This is a genomic window from Psychromonas sp. SP041 (assembly GCF_000470315.2).
Taxonomy (GTDB): domain Bacteria; phylum Pseudomonadota; class Gammaproteobacteria; order Enterobacterales; family Psychromonadaceae; genus Psychromonas.
On record NZ_CBRF02000007.1, the window covers coordinates 24,080 to 40,258 of the forward strand.

The following is a 16,179-nucleotide window of genomic DNA, read 5'->3' on the forward strand; positions in this document are numbered from 1 at the left end:
CCTGAAAGAACAGGGAGTGTGCAGATTTTATGATTGAGAATTGGAGCTAAATACCATGAACACAGATTTTACCTTTATGATTAAGATCACAGGTTTAGATGAGCATTATCAACCTGCTGGCAATACACGAGCGACGACCAACTTTGCTAATTTAGCGCGTGGGGAGAACCGTCAACACAATCTACGTAATGCATTAAAGATGATCGATAATCGATTTAATGCGTTAGCTCATTGGGATAACCTGAAGGGCGACCGTTATTCTGTGGAGCTTGAGATTATTTCTGTTGAAATGGACATTGAGAGTAGCGGTCAAACGTTTCCTTCTATTGAAGTGTTAAAAACGAGTATTGTTGACCATCAAACTAATCAACGTATTGAAGGCATTGTTGGTAATAACTTCTCGTCTTATGTACGTGATTATGACTTTAGTATTTTGTTGTCTGAGCATAATAAGGGACAACCGTCATTTAGCATTCCAGAACACTTTGGTGAGTTGCATGGAAAGTTATTTCAGTCTTTCTTGAATTCCTCTGCTTATAAAACACATTTTAATAAATCGCCTGTTATCTGTTTGAGTGTCGCGGAGACTAAAACTTATCAACGCATTGCTAACCAACATCCGGTTTTAGGGTTTGAATACCAGCCGAATGCGTCTTCTTTAACAGAGCAATATTTTAAAAAGATGGGCTTGCAGGTACGTTATTTTATGCCGCCTAATAGTGCTGCACCCTTAGCTTTTTATTTCGTTGGCGATTTGTTGAATGATTACACCAACCTTGAACTGATCAGCACTATCAGCACCATGGAGACGTTTCAGAAAATCTATCGGCCTGAAATTTATAATGCGAATGCAGTGGCAGGGCAAACTTATCAACCGAATTTGAAGAACTTAGATTATTCATTAACGCATATTGTGTATGACCGAGAGGAACGTAATCGTTTGGGTATTGAGCAAGGGAAGTTTGCTGAAGCGCAATTTATTAAACCCTACCAAGCTATGTTTGATAATTGGTCTGCCAGCTATAAACAACAACCTTGTTTAGTCTAACAAAACGAAAAAGTTAAACGTACAAAGCTAAACAATACTTAGATTCAAAGAATAAAAGCTAAATAATAAAAGCTAAATAATAAAAGCTAAATACCTAATATAGGAAGCAATTGATCATGAAAAAATTATTACCAACCTCTACAGCAGGCAGTTTGCCTAAACCGTCTTGGCTTGCAGAATCTGAAACATTATGGTCTCCATGGAAATTACAAGATCAGGCATTGGTAGATGGCAAAAAAGATGCATTATGTGTGTCATTACACGAGCAACAACAAGCAGGCATAGATATTGTCAGCGATGGTGAGCAGACTCGCCAACATTTTGTGACTACCTTTATTGAGCATCTTAATGGTGTGGATTTTGAAAATCGTAAAATCGTTAAAATTCGTAACCGTTATGATGCGAGCGTACCGACAGTCGTTGGTCCTGTGAGTCGACAAAAACCAGTGTTTGTTGAAGCTGCGAAGTTTTTACGTCAACAAACGGATCAACCAATCAAATGGGCATTGCCAGGACCAATGACCATGATAGATACGCTGTATGATGATCATTATAAAAGTCGTGAAAAACTTGCTTGGGAATTTGCAATTATTCTGAATCAAGAAGCGAAAGAGTTAGAGGCCGCTGGCGTTGATATTATTCAATTTGACGAACCTGCTTTTAACGTGTTTTTTGATGATGTAAATGAATGGGGAATTGCTTGTTTAGAAAGAGCGATTGAAGGGCTTAAGTGCGAAACTGCAGTGCATATTTGTTATGGTTATGGCATCAAAGCTAATACGGATTGGAAAAAGACCTTAGGCAACGAGTGGCGCCAATACGAAGAAGCTTTCCCTAAATTGCAAGCCTCTAATATTGATATTATTTCATTAGAATGTCACAACTCTCACGTGCCGATGGAACTACTTGAGCTTATTCGCGGTAAGAAAGTAATGGTAGGTGCAATTGATGTGGCAACCAATACGATAGAAACGCCAGAAGAAGTGGCGAATACGTTACGAGAAGCCCTTAAATATGTTGATGCAGATAAGCTTTACCCATGTACTAACTGCGGCATGGCTCCTTTATCGCGTGAAGTAGCAAGAGGGAAGTTAAAAGCACTGAGTGATGGTGCTGCTATCGTTCGAAAAGAGCTTTCGGTCTAGTCTACAATGGTGCTTACTAGTTAAAAAATGTGACAGCCTATTAATCTTTAAGATAATTAATAGGCTTATCGATAGCAGGTTCGCTACTGCTATCGAACCGTAAATTTTAAGCCACAAATATCAAACGACAGATATAAAACTGTAGCTATAAAACATCATAAATTTACTTTCTTATTTAAAACCTTTGTATTATTTTAACCTCAATTCTGGATAAGCAAAGCGATACAACACCGCTATTTCCGCGGATTTCTGCGTTAAATTATCTATCAATAACCTGTTATTGCTTCAATAATTCGCCTTGAACTACGCAAAACTAATGGCTCTGTCTAATAAAAAAATAGTACCTTATGATTTTAAAAATAATACCAATTTCATAAACCAGAATTGAGGTTAACTACAAAGTCAAAGTCAACACATGTAAACATTAAAACACTGCAAGCTAAAGCATGCGCCCCGAGTTTCGATACCTACAAGCTGAAGCATGCACCTCCAAGTCAAAAAAACACACTAAAATCTTCTGGCTTTTTGCAACTATCACCTGCCTGTGACTTTGGGGCGCTGGCTTTAGCATGCTGAGGGTGATATTTTGTTTTTGACTTGTTGCTACAAGTTTATGAGTTTTTTATTCTGGGGCGCATGCTTTAGCTTGCAGGAGTTCTGTGTTGTTTTTTCTCTTTAACTAACCTCAATTCTGGATAAGCAAAGCGATACCACTCCCACACCGCTATTTCCGTGGATTTCTGCGTTAAATTATCTATCAATAACCCGTAATTGCTTCAATAATTTACCTGAACTACGCAAAACTAACAGCACTGACTAGTAAAAATAGTACCTTATGATTTTAAATATGATTCCGATTTCATTAACCAGAATTGAGGTTAAATAGTTTTGCATTACGTGTCATTTTTCACTTTTTATTACTGAGGTTGTTTCATTAATACTTTATCATCGTTATTCTCACCATCACTGTAATTATAATCATCATCGTAAAATATCTAAAAGGAGTTGATATGAAAAAAACATTATTATTGTTAGCGATTACATCAAGTTTAGCGGCTTGTACTCATGATCACCATTCACACCATGAAACAACTAATACAGCAGATATTACAAATGCTATTTTTACCAGTAGTGCAACCAATTGTGCAGAGTATGCTAACGAGTACAGTTCTCAGGTTAAAGATGTCAATGAAGATACGGCATATTCCGGGCATTTAAAAATAGCGTTAGAAAATGAACAATGTGTTTTTTCTACTAATGCGATCCCTAATCATGATTTTAATGATGGAGATAGAACCTTTCGTAATCCTGTTTCTGAACAAAATCTGACATATACTATTCCGCAGTCTCCTTCTAAAAAAGATAACATCACTGAGTTAAGCCTTCGTACTGATAACGCATTGTTTTTAAATGGCGTGAAGTTGGACTTGTTGGCAGCAGGTTGTTTTGGCGTTGGTAATGGTTTTATTGGTTGTGGTAATACCGAACAACCTTTTCGGTATGACCCTATGTCGTCTTTAAATAGTTTTGGGACTGATTCTCATAATGCGCATACTCAGCCCGATGGCACTTATCATTATCACGGCAACCCATTAGCTATGTTTACAGCGAGTGATAAAGAGGCTTCTCCTGTGATTGGTTTTGCTGCCGATGGTTTTCCCATTTATGGTAGTTACTTTGATGATAATGGCACCATTAGAAAAGCAACCTCTAGTTATGTGTTAAAAGATAACGGTGGTCCAAGAGCCGATGTTATTTTTGCAGGTAAAACCTATTCACCTGGCGGCGATTATGATGGTCAATATGTTGATGACTATGCCTATGATACTACTTCAGGTGGAGATTTAGATGAATGTAATGGTATGACGGTTAATGGTCATTACGGCTACTATGTAACCGATGCTTACCCTTGGGTATTAGGTTGTTTTAAAGGTGAGCCAGACAGTAGTTTTAATAAAAGACGCCGATAGAACATCAGGTGCTTTAAGGCTGTTATTAGTTATCTTCTTTGAGACTATTTTCAATAAGCTTCTTGTGGTTGCAAAAAAAGGCAGACTAGTTCTGTCATGTCCCAATTAGCTGAAATAGTCCATGTTATATCATCAAAGGTTTTGTCACGTGTTTCGGTATCTCGACGGAATTTGTCATATCTTAACCCCGCAGTCAGTGAAAATTTTTATGGAATAGAATCTATCTTCTAAGACAATAGCGCTATAAATAGCATTTTCATCCATGAAACCAACACTACAATAAGTGCTGCTATTATTTTGATGTGAAAGGTAAAAGCCGTAATTAAATTGATCATTAAAATTACTAATAACAACACTTCATTCAAAGAGAGTATTTAAACCAATATTTTGATTGGTTGTGGTATTGACGGAAACGACGTTATATTGAAGTTCTCACCTTTAACTGTCTATTAATGAGGTTATCTGTAAACATTATCTTACAAAAAAAGATTCCTATTATGTGAATGCTATTTATTTAAAAAGTTTAAGTTATAGTACATTTGCACCTATAGTATAATAATTATGTGAAAACATTGTCTTTTGTTTATGGAGTATTAGGTATGTCCAATATTGTAGAGATGACATCTACAAAAAGGAATATAGGCGTGTTTGCTATCGCTTGTGTCGCTTCTATTGTTATTCTTTTGACCCATGTTTATTTACCTATTCAAATTGGTCTGCTATTTAGTTTATTGATTATATTCATCGTTATTATGACCAGTTTATTATTGGTGTCATATTTGGCCTATAAACAGTACAGCTTAAGTGCGGAAGTGACACATAATATTCTCCAAAATATTACAGATTTTGTTGTTATAAAAGATGAAGATGGCCGCTTTGTTTATGGTAATAGAAGCGTAGCTAAACTGTACAACACAACAGAATCTGAATTAATTGGGAAAACAGATTATGATTTCACTGGAAATTTAGAACAATTTGAAGTAATTCAACAAAATTCGAAAGCAATATTAGACAAATTTGAAACCGAAGAGGCCTTTGATGTCTCTATGGATATGAATGAAAATAAACTACATCATTTTCATTCGATTAAAATTCCATTTTATAATGCACAGAAGCAATTAAGATTATTTGTTCTTGCTAAAGACATTACTGAAATCATTGAATTAAAAGAAGAATCAGAAAAAAATAAAGCACGTTTACAGCATGTATTAGATGTGTCGGAAGAAGGGTTATGGGAATGGAACCCTCAAACTGGTCATGTTAATCATAATAAACAATGGGAAGATATGTCTGGTATTCCTAGCAGCGAACAATCTTTCCAGGAATATGAAAACTGTATTGTTAAAGAAGATAAAGCAAGAGTGTATGAAGCTATTGCTGGAGTATTAAAAGGCGATGCACCTTTTAATATCAAATATCGATTACAACGCCCTGATGGTGAAGTTATTTGGGTATGGGATAGAGGCAGAGTGGCAGAACGAGATAAAGATAATAACCCCACTTTAGTCGTCGGGTTGGTGCTTGATATTACACAGGAAAAACGTAACCAACAAAGAATACATCAGTTAGCTTATCATGATCAATTAACAGGCCTTTCTAATAGAGTACAATTCGATATGGATTTGCGAAATACGCTTAAGCAAAGCCAACAAGAAAACACCTACAGTGCCTTACTATTTTTAGACCTCGACAGATTCAAGTTACTTAATGATAGTTATGGTCATCACATGGGGGATAAGTTGTTATCGCTTATTGCTCAAAAGTTGCTTAACAATAGACAGAGCAATGAAATGGTATCTCGTTTTGGTGGAGATGAATTTGTGGTTATTTTACCGCTTATTGATAAGGATTTAAACGATACAACTACTTACACTAAAAACTATGCAAATCAATTGATTACATTGTTATCTGAGTCTGTCTCTTTAAAAAGTGACTTACAAGATATTGATATCGAATATGCAGTAACTGCAAGCATGGGCGGGGTTATTTTTAAGTCTAATGATCTCCTTGAAAATAAAATTCTACAACTAGCTGATATGGCGCTATACAGAGCAAAAGCCAATGGGGGTAATGAAGCTATTATTCTCGACCCTGACACTCAAAATGATTTGAATTATAGTGGTGAACTACAGAAAGCAATGCGCAACTCTATCGATGAGCACGAATTCTGTATTTATTTACAACCTAAATATTGTAATGAATATCAAATTATTGGGGCAGAAGCTTTAGTGCGTTGGGAGCATCCTACGTTAGGTTTATTAAGCCCTTATTCTTTTATTGAAATGGCCGAGGAGAGTAATTTAATTATCCCTATTGGGATGCAAGTACTTGAACAGTCATGTGAGCAACTGAAAAAATGGCAAGCGTCACCAACGACCGCAGGTTTGAGTATTTCAGTTAATTTAAGTGCTAAACAAATTTGGCAAAAGCATTTTGCAGAAGAGATAATCGACGTTGTTAAGTCTTATGATATTGACGCAACTAAATTAATTGTAGAGGTGACTGAGTCTATCTTTATTAAAGATATTAGGGATGTAACGAAGAAGCTATGTCAGCTTAAAAGTATTGGTATTTCTGTTTCTCTCGATGATTTCGGTACTGGTTTTTCTTCTTTAAGTTATTTAAGGGATTTACCAATTGATGAAATCAAAATAGACCGTTCTTTCATGCAAGATATTAATACGAATAAACAAGCATTGATGATGGTGAAGTCGATTATTAACCTTGCAGATAATTTTAATTTAAACGTTGTCTCTGAAGGTGTTGAAGAGAAAGAACAGCTCGATTTGTTGAAACAGCTTGGTCTCTCTATTTTCCAAGGATTTTATTTCAGTAAACCGATTTCACCAAAAGAAATGGATGAGTTGGTTTTAGCGTCGTTAAAGAATGGTTATTCATTTAAAGACGGTGATGTTAGATGTTAATAAAGCTCTTTTATTGTTGGTCTACATAAGATGATTTTTATGTAGATATAAAAAAGCCTAATAGTGGAAGCTATTAGGCTTTTTGTTTTAAAGGTGTTTAAAGCTACTTAATAAATTAAGTGATTACCCTCAATAGTTTTTTAACGTTTATAAGCTTTCTGTAAATGTACGTGTTAATACATCTTGTTGTTGTTCTGGTGTTAGTGAGTTAAAACGTACTGCATAGCCTGATACACGTATTGTTAATTGTGGGTACTTTTCAGGGTGTTTTACAGCATCTTCTAATGTTTCACGACGTAACACGTTCACATTTAAGTGTTGACCACCTTCTTGTGCTTTTGGCGCTTCAATCGCTACTTCTTTATATTTAATTTCACCGAGTTCAGCTAAAGAAATAACTTGATCTTCAGCGTATGCATTGTCTTTCACACATAAACAACGCGCCTGTGCATTTTCTTCATCTAATAACCAAAACGAGTTTAATAACGCAGTGTTATTTGATTCAGTAATTTGAATACCTAAAGCAATAATATTTCCTTAATTATTATTTATTAATACGGTTTAGGACCATTATTTTGTAAGACAGTTTAGTCTACAGTTTAGTCTACAGTTTGGTAATAAAATGGTGTAAAACCGTTTAAGCATAGCGAGCAATAAATAATATCTAATGCTGCTGGTTAATTAATCTACTTATGATTATAGGGCCGCTCATATGTGATATACAACACTAATCACTTACTTTAATAGTGGTTTATTCGTATTTGTATTGAGCAATATCAAAGCAATTTTGTAACTGCTTGTTTTTCATTAACATTGTTTTTGTTATCCAAATGTAAAAAATAAAGTTTATATTTAACAATTGCTTATATGTTATATTTTCTTTTTAAAATTATTGAATGGTAGATAGTTATGTCTTGGTTAGGTTTTATAGAAAAGCAACAACAGCAAAGTTACTTTAAACAATTACAATTGTTTATAGAGCAAGAAGAAGGCGCAGGAAAAACCATTTTTCCTGCGCCTGAAAATCGTTTTAATGCTTTTTCATTAACTGAATTAAAAGATATTAAAGTCGTCATATTAGGGCAAGATCCTTACCATGGTGACGGACAAGCACATGGACTAAGCTTTTCTGTACAAGAAGGCACAAAGCTACCGCCTTCATTACGTAATATCTATAAAGAACTTGCAGATGATTTGGATTGGAAAACAATACCAGACAGCGGCGATTTAACGCATTGGGCGAAACAAGGCGTATTACTGTTAAATACCGTATTAACGGTTGAAAAATCTGCTGCTGGCAGTCATGCCAAGAAAGGCTGGGAGCAGTTTACTGATAATGTTATTGACCATATTAATCAGGAAACAGATGGCGTTGTCTTTTTATTGTGGGGCAGTTATGCCATTAAGAAGTCAACGATGATCGACCCATTTAAGCATCATATTTTGACCGCTGTGCATCCTTCACCATTGTCTGCGTACCGTGGTTTTTTTGGTTGTAAGCACTTTTCAAAAACCAATCAATTACTTATTAAACAAGGCAAGCAAGCGATTAACTGGTAGCGGTTTATACTTTAAATCCATTTGTTTTTTAAAGGTATTTAACCTCAGTTCTGGATAAGAAAAGCGATACAACACGGCTATTTCTGCGTTAAATTACCTTTCAATAATCCGTCTTGAACTACGCAAAACTAACGGCACTGTATCGTAAAAAATAGTACCTGATGATTTTAAATATAATACCAATCACACTAATTAACTGATCTATTTTACTGGTTAAAATGACTTATTTCTTCGTTGTAAATTTCGTAAAGGGAACAACAATTAAAGAATTAACATCCTTTGGTTAATTCTCCGATAGACGATTAACGAAGTTAATCTTCGAAAGGCTCAATTTACGCCTTAAACTAAGTCATTTTTCCTGCGCAAAATTTAGAACACTTATTTAATGTAATCGGTATAATTCTGCGTTCATTAACCAGAATTGAGGTTATTTAGCTTTTATTTCCTAATGCTTAACGCCTATTTATTGATTTTGCGCAGGAGTGACTAAGGACATTTCAGATATTGTCTATTAGTCATAATACTTCTTCTTTTATCAATAGATGGGAATTAACATGCTTAATCGTATTCATAAAGACCATAAAAATATCATGCAGTTGTTGCAGGTGATCGACAGCAATATTGTGTTATTAACACTAGATAAAGACGTCGATTACCAGCTGCTTAAATCTATCACTGATTATCTTAAAAATTACTCCGATAAATACCATCATCCGATGGAAAATCTTATTTATGCTTATTATCTAAAATACCGAGTAGTGACGGATCAAGTGGCCAATCGTTTAGAGGATGATCATAAACAGTTAACAATATTAACAGCAGAATTAGATGACATGATTAATATGATTTTGTTGGATGCCATTATACCGAAAGAAGTCTTCATAGAAAAAATGGAAAATTTTGTTAGTAAACAAAAACAACATTTAAACTATGAAGAAACAGAAGTATTACCGGCGATTCAAAGCAGTTTAACGGAAGATGATTGGGCACACTTGATGTTACAATGGCAGCATAAAGAATACGTTGATCCATTGTTTGGTGAGAGTATTAGTGATCAATTTAAAGCACTAGCCTTACACATTAAAGTTAGTTAATACACTAAAAAAACGATGCTGTTGTCTTACAATGGCATTGTATTTAATTGAGGTGATGGGGTGTTTTTTTAGTTGATGACACCGAGCCTTTTTATTTAACAATAACAGCATAATAAAGCTTTTCTTATTTTAAAAAACTGTCACTATGCGATCTCACACCTTTCGAGATATCAAGAGTAGTTAACGCAATAAAATAATTGTTTAACGTTAATTATTTCCCATCAAAGATTCCAGTGTTTATTAGCCTAAATTGAACCTTTTATCTTTTTAGACTGAGCATGACTTCTACCAATACGGTTAATAACAAAGCCAATTTATATCTCATTTTTTATTAAGTAGATTGTTATTAATTAAGCTTTATTAATTAGCTAGATTATTCTTAATTAGATCATTAAAAAGGGCTGCACTTTGCTAGCGTTAAAAAATGTTTGTGAGTTTACTGGCAATAACTCAAATGATGATTCCTTGTTTGCACTTATCGCCGAAGGTATTGATAAGCGTGGGTACAGTATTATGCCAACGGCGTTACCTGAAGCATTAACACATTCTTTATTTACGCATCAACAATTGATGGAAGCTCATAAATTTAAAAGTGCAGGTATTGGCAGAGGTAAGGAATATTTACAAAATGAATTCGTTCGAACTGATGCTATTAGTTGGATAACCGGGGAAAGCCAAGCAGGACAAGATTGGTTAACTTGGGTAGCAGGATTACAGACTTATTTAAATCGACGTTTATTTTTAGGCTTATTTTCATTTGAAAGTCACTTTGCTCATTATAGCCCTGGTGACTATTACAAACGTCATTATGATGCTTTTAAAGGCGAGTCTAATCGGGTGTTATCTGTGGTTGTTTATTTTAATAGTCATTGGTTACCTAGTGATGCCGGAGAGTTGGTGTTATATAAAAGTGATCATGATAAAGAAGGCGTTAAAGTGGTGCCGTTAATGGGCACTATCGTGACATTTTTAAGTGAAGAGTTTCCACATGAAGTATTAGCAGCAAACCGAGATCGTTATTCGATAGCGGGGTGGTTTCGTGTTAATACGTCGGTCACTGATCGCGTTGATCCACCACGCTAACTTTTATTATGTCGCGCCGTTACTCATAACATTACTTCTCATCGATATTTAGCATTTTAAGTGACTTAAGGTACTGTTTTATTTGTGTTTTTGTCGTTATATTCTGAATCTAAGTTATTCTATTACGCCAGTTTGTCTAAATAAGTGGTGTTAATGACACTATCAATACTAATGACATTAAGACAATAATTGAAAATAAAAAGACTAAAGAAAGAGGTGACCACTTATTATGACTCAATTCATGCATCGGTTAATCATACTTTTAGAAGCTCTATTTTTTAAATCGGTATAAAAAATAAACAAAACATTGATGATTTACTTATTTATTCATCTAATGCCTGTCATTACTGGCTTTTCGATAAAAGCCTCTCTACAATTCGCGCCAATTTCTGTCCTTATTGATCCGCTTTGTTAGCTATTACCAAGGCTTTCACGATTTGAGCAATGATCAATAATCATAAGTAGGTAATTCATGACTAATATATCGACCCTATCTAAAAAACGCATTCGCCATGCAAAAGGCCCCTTTGCGATGACCGTTGTTTATAGTTTTACCGGTGCATCTATCTTGGCATCAATTATCTTTTCATTATTACTCTTTTTATCAATTGATAATGGATTTTGGATGCAATTTTTATTTGGCTCATTGGCAGTGATATTCGAGCTAGGAAAATTTTTTGCTTGGTATGAATTTGGGGAGCGTTTAGCAAGGCGCAATATTAGCGCTGCATTTTCAGCGTTTATTTTTTACAGTGTGTTAGCCATTATTTCTATTGGTGGCAGTATCGGTGGCATTAATAGTGCAACTAATACTGCCCAGAGTCACCTTGATGTGCAAAATAATAAAAAAGCTGCATTCGACTTTCAAATAGCTGCCATTGATAAACAGATCGCACTTAATAATGTTGCCGCAGAAAAGTATATTGAGTTGAATCGTATCGTTACGGGTGTTGCACGTATTCAAAAAGAGAATACTCAATTACGTGAACAACAGTTAGCGCTGGCTATTGAACGTGATAAACAACCCGTTGCAAGCCAAGGTTCTGTATTAGGGTTAATCGGTAGCGTTGCGACAGCACTGAATATAGAGAATAAAACAGCACAACTATCATTAGTGATTTTTCTGTCGGTTTTATTAGATTTATTTGCCGCTTTCTTCGTTGGATTAATTGGTGAAGAGTTGCGCTTCTCTCGTACTTTAAAACTACAACAAGCAGATCAAGAGAAAGCATCGTTAAGTGAGCAAACTAATCTTGAACTTTATAATAAGCAACATGAACAGCAAGTAGCGGTAATATCTCGAAGTGAAGATTTATTACAACAAGCTATTTCATTACTCAGCAATGGCACGGTACGTTGCTCAAAGAAAGCATTATCAGACAAGTTAGCTTTAAATGCTGAAGACACGGATCACCTATTTACTACTCTATTGGTGCAGGGGTTCATTAGGCAAAAAGCGAATTGTCACTTTGTGTGGGAAGGTCAATCGTTGCCAAACATGAACAAAAAAAAGAGTGCTGAAATTAAAGCAACGGCATTGGACGTCGAACAAGCTGCTTAATAAATAGAACTGTTTAGCTACTTATCCATTAATCAGTTAATTAATTAGATTAATATCACCGTTATATTTATCCATTTAATCTGTATTGATTTTAGTGAGCAGTAATAATTGAATACGATAGTTGCTGCTGAATAGTAATGTATGAGCCTGTCTGTATTTATTAGGGCAGGCTCATGCGTATTATAATAATAAAGGTTGTGACTCTTTTGCTAGGGCAGCTTATTTTATTAATGTGAAGGACTGATTTTTAAAACAGGCTATGAGTAAAAGTGATATTTACAAAAACAGCTAGCGCTATTTATCAATATCACTTTCCACTTTATTTGGGTTTGCTTAATAGGCTTAATTAGCTCAATGCTTATAGTTTTTGTAAGGCATCGATAATATCTGAAGGCTCTGAACGAGTACGGTAATCAACATCTACAAAACGCCATGTGACTTCGCCTGCTTGGTTCAATACAAAAGTAGCAGGAATTGGCATGATGTTCGCGTTACCATTGTTGATGGTTTCTATATCCAGTTTACGATCGACTTTCATGTGTTCTAATACAAACTCTGGTACTTCCCATGCAACGCCAAATTCTGCAGCTACTTTTGCATCTTGATCAGATAGAACCGTAAACTCCATTTCGCTTATTTCATTTTTTGATAATGAATCATCAGGCACTTCTGGACTAATAGCGACTAATTCAGCTCCTAGCTCATGTATATCAGCTAATCGTGCTTGCAGTGCTCGAAGTTGTAGATTGCAATAAGGGCACCAGCTACCGCGATAAAAGGTCACAACAACGGGGCCTTTTGTTAGTAAATCAGAGAGAGATGTTGATTTTCCTTGTTGATTTGGTAGTTCAAAGCGAGGCGCTGCTTGGCCAAGTTTAAGTGCGCTGTTACCTTCCTTAAAAGCTTTTGCTTGAGCAATAACATCATCGATACCTTTCATGAAATCAGGGTTAGCTTGTCGACCAGCTGCAATTTTAGCGTCGGTTTGTTGTTTTAATGTGGTCATGCGGTGCTCCTAATGTGTTAACGGAAAGAATGCTTATTTTTATCTACAAAAACTAATGGTGAGCTCATATAAAAACAAGTTTACCAACGTATCAATAAGCTATTAAAAACGCAATCTCACAGCACTTTTTTATTATTAGCTTATTGTTTAACTGTTGTTTCATTAGTGGTTTACGAACATCAAAATAGGGCAGGATAGGGTCGTGGAAGATTTTTTTGAAAATAGTTATAAACTTGAAAGCCAAATAGCTTAAGGCTTTCAAGTTTATGTTATCGCTAATGTTGCTAATGTTTAAACATCTTTCTTATTTGCGACCATCGGCTGATCAACATCGCCATAAAGATTAAACAACAGCCAAATACTTGCCCTAAACTCATCACTTCACCAAACCAGAATACTGCAAAAATAGCGGCCCATACCGGTTCTAAATTCATAATGACAGCGGCATGGCTGACAGGCGTTAAACTCATTGCATACATTTGTAATAAGTAACGTAAGCTTGTTGCGAGTAACGCGCTTGCTAAGAACCAGCCAAAAATATTTGGGCTAATACTGGTCGGTAATGATTCGGTTAATAACGACACAATTAAAAGCAACACGCCCGCGGTGGTTAATTGAACACTGGTTAATACTAATGCATGCACTCGTAGTAAAAATCGTGATAATAGATTAAGTTGAAAAGCAACAGCAATAGCCGTCCCTAAAAAGTACAGATGTGAAATTTCAAAATTTAATCCATTACTGAGCGCTAAAAATCCTAACCCGATAATCGCAAAAGGGAGTGCAACCCAAATGCTAGTAGCGGGTCTATCTCCAAACATGAAGCGCCCAATAATGGGGACAAATACGACACCCATACAGGTAATGAAAGCCCCAACACCGACATTGCTGCTTTGATAAAGTCCCATGATCCAGCAAAGCATCGCTAGTCCCATCACTGCACCGATTAACATAACCGGTTTAATCTCTTGCCATTTCACACCGCGAAAATACCGGTGACCGATCAACAGTAAAACAAGACCACCGACTAGAAAACGCATTGAGATAAAAAATAAAGGCGTCATTCCCATTAAGGCTTCTTTTGAAAAGATCCAGCCTGCGCCTGCTAATATGGTGACTAACACTAAAATGAGTTCTGCTTTAAAGGCAAATTTTTGTTGCAAAATATGTCCTTACTTATGTGTGTCATAAGAAGTATTTGAGTTTGATAGAAGAGTGACAGTAAACTATTTTTAATGATTACATTAGCTATAAATAAAACATTGTTTCATTTTGTGGTTGGCTGCACACTGAAAAATAAAGTCTGAATTTTTACTTGAACAACAATACGTTAAGTATACTTTTTATAGACAGGAAACTTTCAATAAATAAGTATTCCCATATTAGTTATCTCTTTAGGTGTTGATTACGTTAAAGTGATAACCAATATGGGAACGAGTCTTACTTCTTATTACTTAGTTATTGTTATTCATTTCTTATTATTTAACTTTTGTCTATTTAACTATTATCGATTCAACGATGATTAACTTAACTATTGCTAACTTAATTTTACTGAGACATGATTGTTCAGCTTAAATTTTTAATTAATCTTCCATCAATAATTTAACGGCGAGTCCAATCAATACTACGCCCGTTAAACGTTCCATCATCAATTGTGTTTTACCGCCATCAAAACGTTTTTGTGCGGTAACAATCATACGGCTGATAAAAGCTTGCCAGCACAGTGCAATAACAAAGTGGATAGCTGCCATTAATAATGATTGCATGAATGCAGAATATTCAGGATTAATGAACTGAGGTAAAAAGGCTAAATAGAAAATAGCTGTTTTAGGATTTAAGGCATTTGAAAGCAAGCCTTCTCTAAAGCTTTTAGTCGCTTTAAAGCTTCCATTCACGTTAATCGTTTCTGGATCTTTTGCTGTTGCTGAAAAGCTGTGTCTAAGACCTTGTACCCCTAAATATAATATATACAGAGCACCAATCATTTTCACGCCTTGGAACAGTTGCGGTGATTGTGATAACAATAATGAGATACCAACAGCAGATAATGCCGCGTGAAAAAACAGACCACTACAAATACCGATGTTAGTGACAAAACCATCTTTTTCACCACCTCGGGTGGTATTTCGAATCACTAATGCCGTGTCTAAACCTGGGGTAATAGTTAAAATAATGATTGCAATTAAAAACGCTTCGATATGTAAAATAGGCATTAGTAGCTCGCTAATTGTGATGGGTTATAAAGAGTGGCATCTAGCGTTACATTATGTGTTTCTGCTAGTTCGTGTAGTTTATTTTCAAGATGTGTCAGGTGATTAATGGTTAATGTGTTGTTATCTAATTGCCATAGTTGGCGAGAACCGCAGTAACTGAAATGTAAAATGTGCATGGCAACGTGATCGCCTCGTTGCGCTGCTGATTCTATTTTTTTCATACGACGGTTAATTTTATTTAACGCTTGTTTTAAGTCCCATACGTAACTGACTTCGTAGAAAAAAGGATGTTTTCTAAGTTTGGATAACATAATGAAAACCGAGACGGCGGTTATTGCGACACCTAACAAGTTCCAGTGGAAATGGCTTCCTGTCGGAGAAGGGATTAATAAGATAAGTAGCTGGCTTATGGCTAAACTGCCGATGCTTAATACTCCAATGCAAGCAAAGATAACTTTATTTAAACGTTTACGATAACGCTCTGGATCGATTTCAATAAGTTGCATGGGCGTGATGTAGTCCTTTATAAAACGAAGAGTAAACATTTATAACTCAATAAAGTGATAACTTAAATA

General features: G+C 35.4%; 13 protein-coding genes. 8 read left to right on the forward strand and 5 right to left on the reverse strand.

Annotation, left to right across the window (positions count from 1 at the left end; translation table 11 throughout):
- Positions 1-55: 55 nt before the first annotated feature.
- The 4 genes from SP041_RS05405 to SP041_RS05420 all read left to right on the forward strand — a co-directional run bounded on the left by SP041_RS05405 (position 56) and on the right by SP041_RS05420 (position 7,087).
- A complete protein-coding gene (locus tag SP041_RS05405; protein ID WP_025565136.1) occupies positions 56-1,048 on the forward strand; it encodes a DUF1852 domain-containing protein in 993 nt (330 codons plus the stop codon).
- 116 nt (positions 1,049-1,164) lie between these two features.
- Positions 1,165-2,193, forward strand: coding sequence for a methionine synthase (locus SP041_RS05410; RefSeq protein WP_025565137.1), 1,029 nt, complete (start codon positions 1,165-1,167; stop codon positions 2,191-2,193).
- Between the two features lie 1,010 nt (positions 2,194-3,203).
- Positions 3,204-4,163, forward strand: coding sequence for a YHYH protein (locus SP041_RS05415; protein WP_025565889.1), 960 nt, complete (start codon positions 3,204-3,206; stop codon positions 4,161-4,163).
- Between the two features lie 599 nt (positions 4,164-4,762).
- Positions 4,763-7,087, forward strand: coding sequence for an EAL domain-containing protein (locus tag SP041_RS05420; RefSeq protein WP_081695438.1), 2,325 nt, complete (start codon positions 4,763-4,765; stop codon positions 7,085-7,087).
- Between the two features lie 147 nt (positions 7,088-7,234).
- On the opposite strand, the gene grcA is transcribed toward SP041_RS05420, so the two are convergent.
- Positions 7,235-7,615, reverse strand: coding sequence for an autonomous glycyl radical cofactor GrcA (grcA, locus tag SP041_RS05425; protein WP_025565887.1), 381 nt, complete (start codon positions 7,613-7,615; stop codon positions 7,235-7,237).
- Positions 7,616-7,996: 381 nt separating this feature from the next.
- Here grcA and ung point away from each other — a divergent pair, with 381 nt between their 5' ends.
- The 4 genes from ung to SP041_RS05445 all read left to right on the forward strand — a co-directional run bounded on the left by ung (position 7,997) and on the right by SP041_RS05445 (position 12,385).
- Positions 7,997-8,647 (forward strand): uracil-DNA glycosylase, encoded by a 651-nt coding sequence (ung, locus tag SP041_RS05430; RefSeq protein WP_025565886.1) that lies wholly within the window; start codon positions 7,997-7,999, stop codon positions 8,645-8,647.
- Positions 8,648-9,201: 554 nt separating this feature from the next.
- A complete protein-coding gene (locus tag SP041_RS05435; protein ID WP_025565885.1) occupies positions 9,202-9,741 on the forward strand; it encodes a hemerythrin domain-containing protein in 540 nt (179 codons plus the stop codon).
- Positions 9,742-10,149: 408 nt separating this feature from the next.
- The gene (locus tag SP041_RS05440; protein ID WP_025565884.1) at positions 10,150-10,824 is read left to right on the forward strand and encodes a 2OG-Fe(II) oxygenase; all 675 of its coding nucleotides are present in this window, start codon (positions 10,150-10,152) and stop codon (positions 10,822-10,824) included.
- A gap of 472 nt (positions 10,825-11,296) precedes the next feature.
- Complete coding sequence (locus SP041_RS05445; RefSeq protein WP_051368644.1) at positions 11,297-12,385, forward strand: hypothetical protein; 1,089 nt, start codon at positions 11,297-11,299, stop codon at positions 12,383-12,385.
- A 358-nt stretch (positions 12,386-12,743) separates the two neighbouring features.
- Here the strand turns inward: SP041_RS05445 and SP041_RS05450 are convergent, their stop codons facing one another.
- The 4 genes from SP041_RS05450 to SP041_RS05465 all read right to left on the reverse strand — a co-directional run bounded on the left by SP041_RS05450 (position 12,744) and on the right by SP041_RS05465 (position 16,110).
- Positions 12,744-13,391 (reverse strand): peroxiredoxin-like family protein, encoded by a 648-nt coding sequence (locus SP041_RS05450; protein ID WP_025565882.1) that lies wholly within the window; start codon positions 13,389-13,391, stop codon positions 12,744-12,746.
- Positions 13,392-13,675: 284 nt separating this feature from the next.
- Positions 13,676-14,554 carry a DMT family transporter gene (locus SP041_RS05455; RefSeq protein WP_025565881.1) on the reverse strand — a complete coding sequence of 293 codons (879 nt, stop codon included), beginning with the start codon at positions 14,552-14,554 and terminating at the stop codon, positions 13,676-13,678.
- Between the two features lie 420 nt (positions 14,555-14,974).
- The gene (locus SP041_RS05460) at positions 14,975-15,604 is read right to left on the reverse strand and encodes a LysE family translocator (RefSeq protein ID WP_025565880.1); all 630 of its coding nucleotides are present in this window, start codon (positions 15,602-15,604) and stop codon (positions 14,975-14,977) included.
- Positions 15,604-16,110, reverse strand: coding sequence for a DUF3087 domain-containing protein (locus SP041_RS05465; RefSeq protein WP_025565878.1), 507 nt, complete (start codon positions 16,108-16,110; stop codon positions 15,604-15,606). Before SP041_RS05465 ends, SP041_RS05460 begins: the two co-directional genes overlap by 1 nt.
- Positions 16,111-16,179: the final 69 nt, after the last annotated feature.

What these genes read in the sequence shown, in the direction of transcription:
- SP041_RS05405 (WP_025565136.1), top strand. Translation starts at nt 56, where the DNA reads ATGAACACAGATTTTACCTTTATGATTAAGATCACAGGTTTAGATGAG.
- SP041_RS05410 (WP_025565137.1), top strand. Translation starts at nt 1,165, where the DNA reads ATGAAAAAATTATTACCAACCTCTACAGCAGGCAGTTTGCCTAAACCG.
- SP041_RS05420 (WP_081695438.1), top strand. Translation starts at nt 4,763, where the DNA reads ATGTCCAATATTGTAGAGATGACATCTACAAAAAGGAATATAGGCGTG.
- SP041_RS05435 (WP_025565885.1), top strand. Translation starts at nt 9,202, where the DNA reads ATGCTTAATCGTATTCATAAAGACCATAAAAATATCATGCAGTTGTTG.
- ung (WP_025565886.1), top strand. Translation starts at nt 7,997, where the DNA reads ATGTCTTGGTTAGGTTTTATAGAAAAGCAACAACAGCAAAGTTACTTT.
- SP041_RS05445 (WP_051368644.1), top strand. Translation starts at nt 11,297, where the DNA reads ATGACTAATATATCGACCCTATCTAAAAAACGCATTCGCCATGCAAAA.
- SP041_RS05465 (WP_025565878.1), bottom strand. Translation starts at nt 16,110, where the DNA reads ATGCAACTTATTGAAATCGATCCAGAGCGTTATCGTAAACGTTTAAAT.
- SP041_RS05415 (WP_025565889.1), top strand. Translation starts at nt 3,204, where the DNA reads ATGAAAAAAACATTATTATTGTTAGCGATTACATCAAGTTTAGCGGCT.
- SP041_RS05450 (WP_025565882.1), bottom strand. Translation starts at nt 13,391, where the DNA reads ATGACCACATTAAAACAACAAACCGACGCTAAAATTGCAGCTGGTCGA.
- SP041_RS05460 (WP_025565880.1), bottom strand. Translation starts at nt 15,604, where the DNA reads ATGCCTATTTTACATATCGAAGCGTTTTTAATTGCAATCATTATTTTA.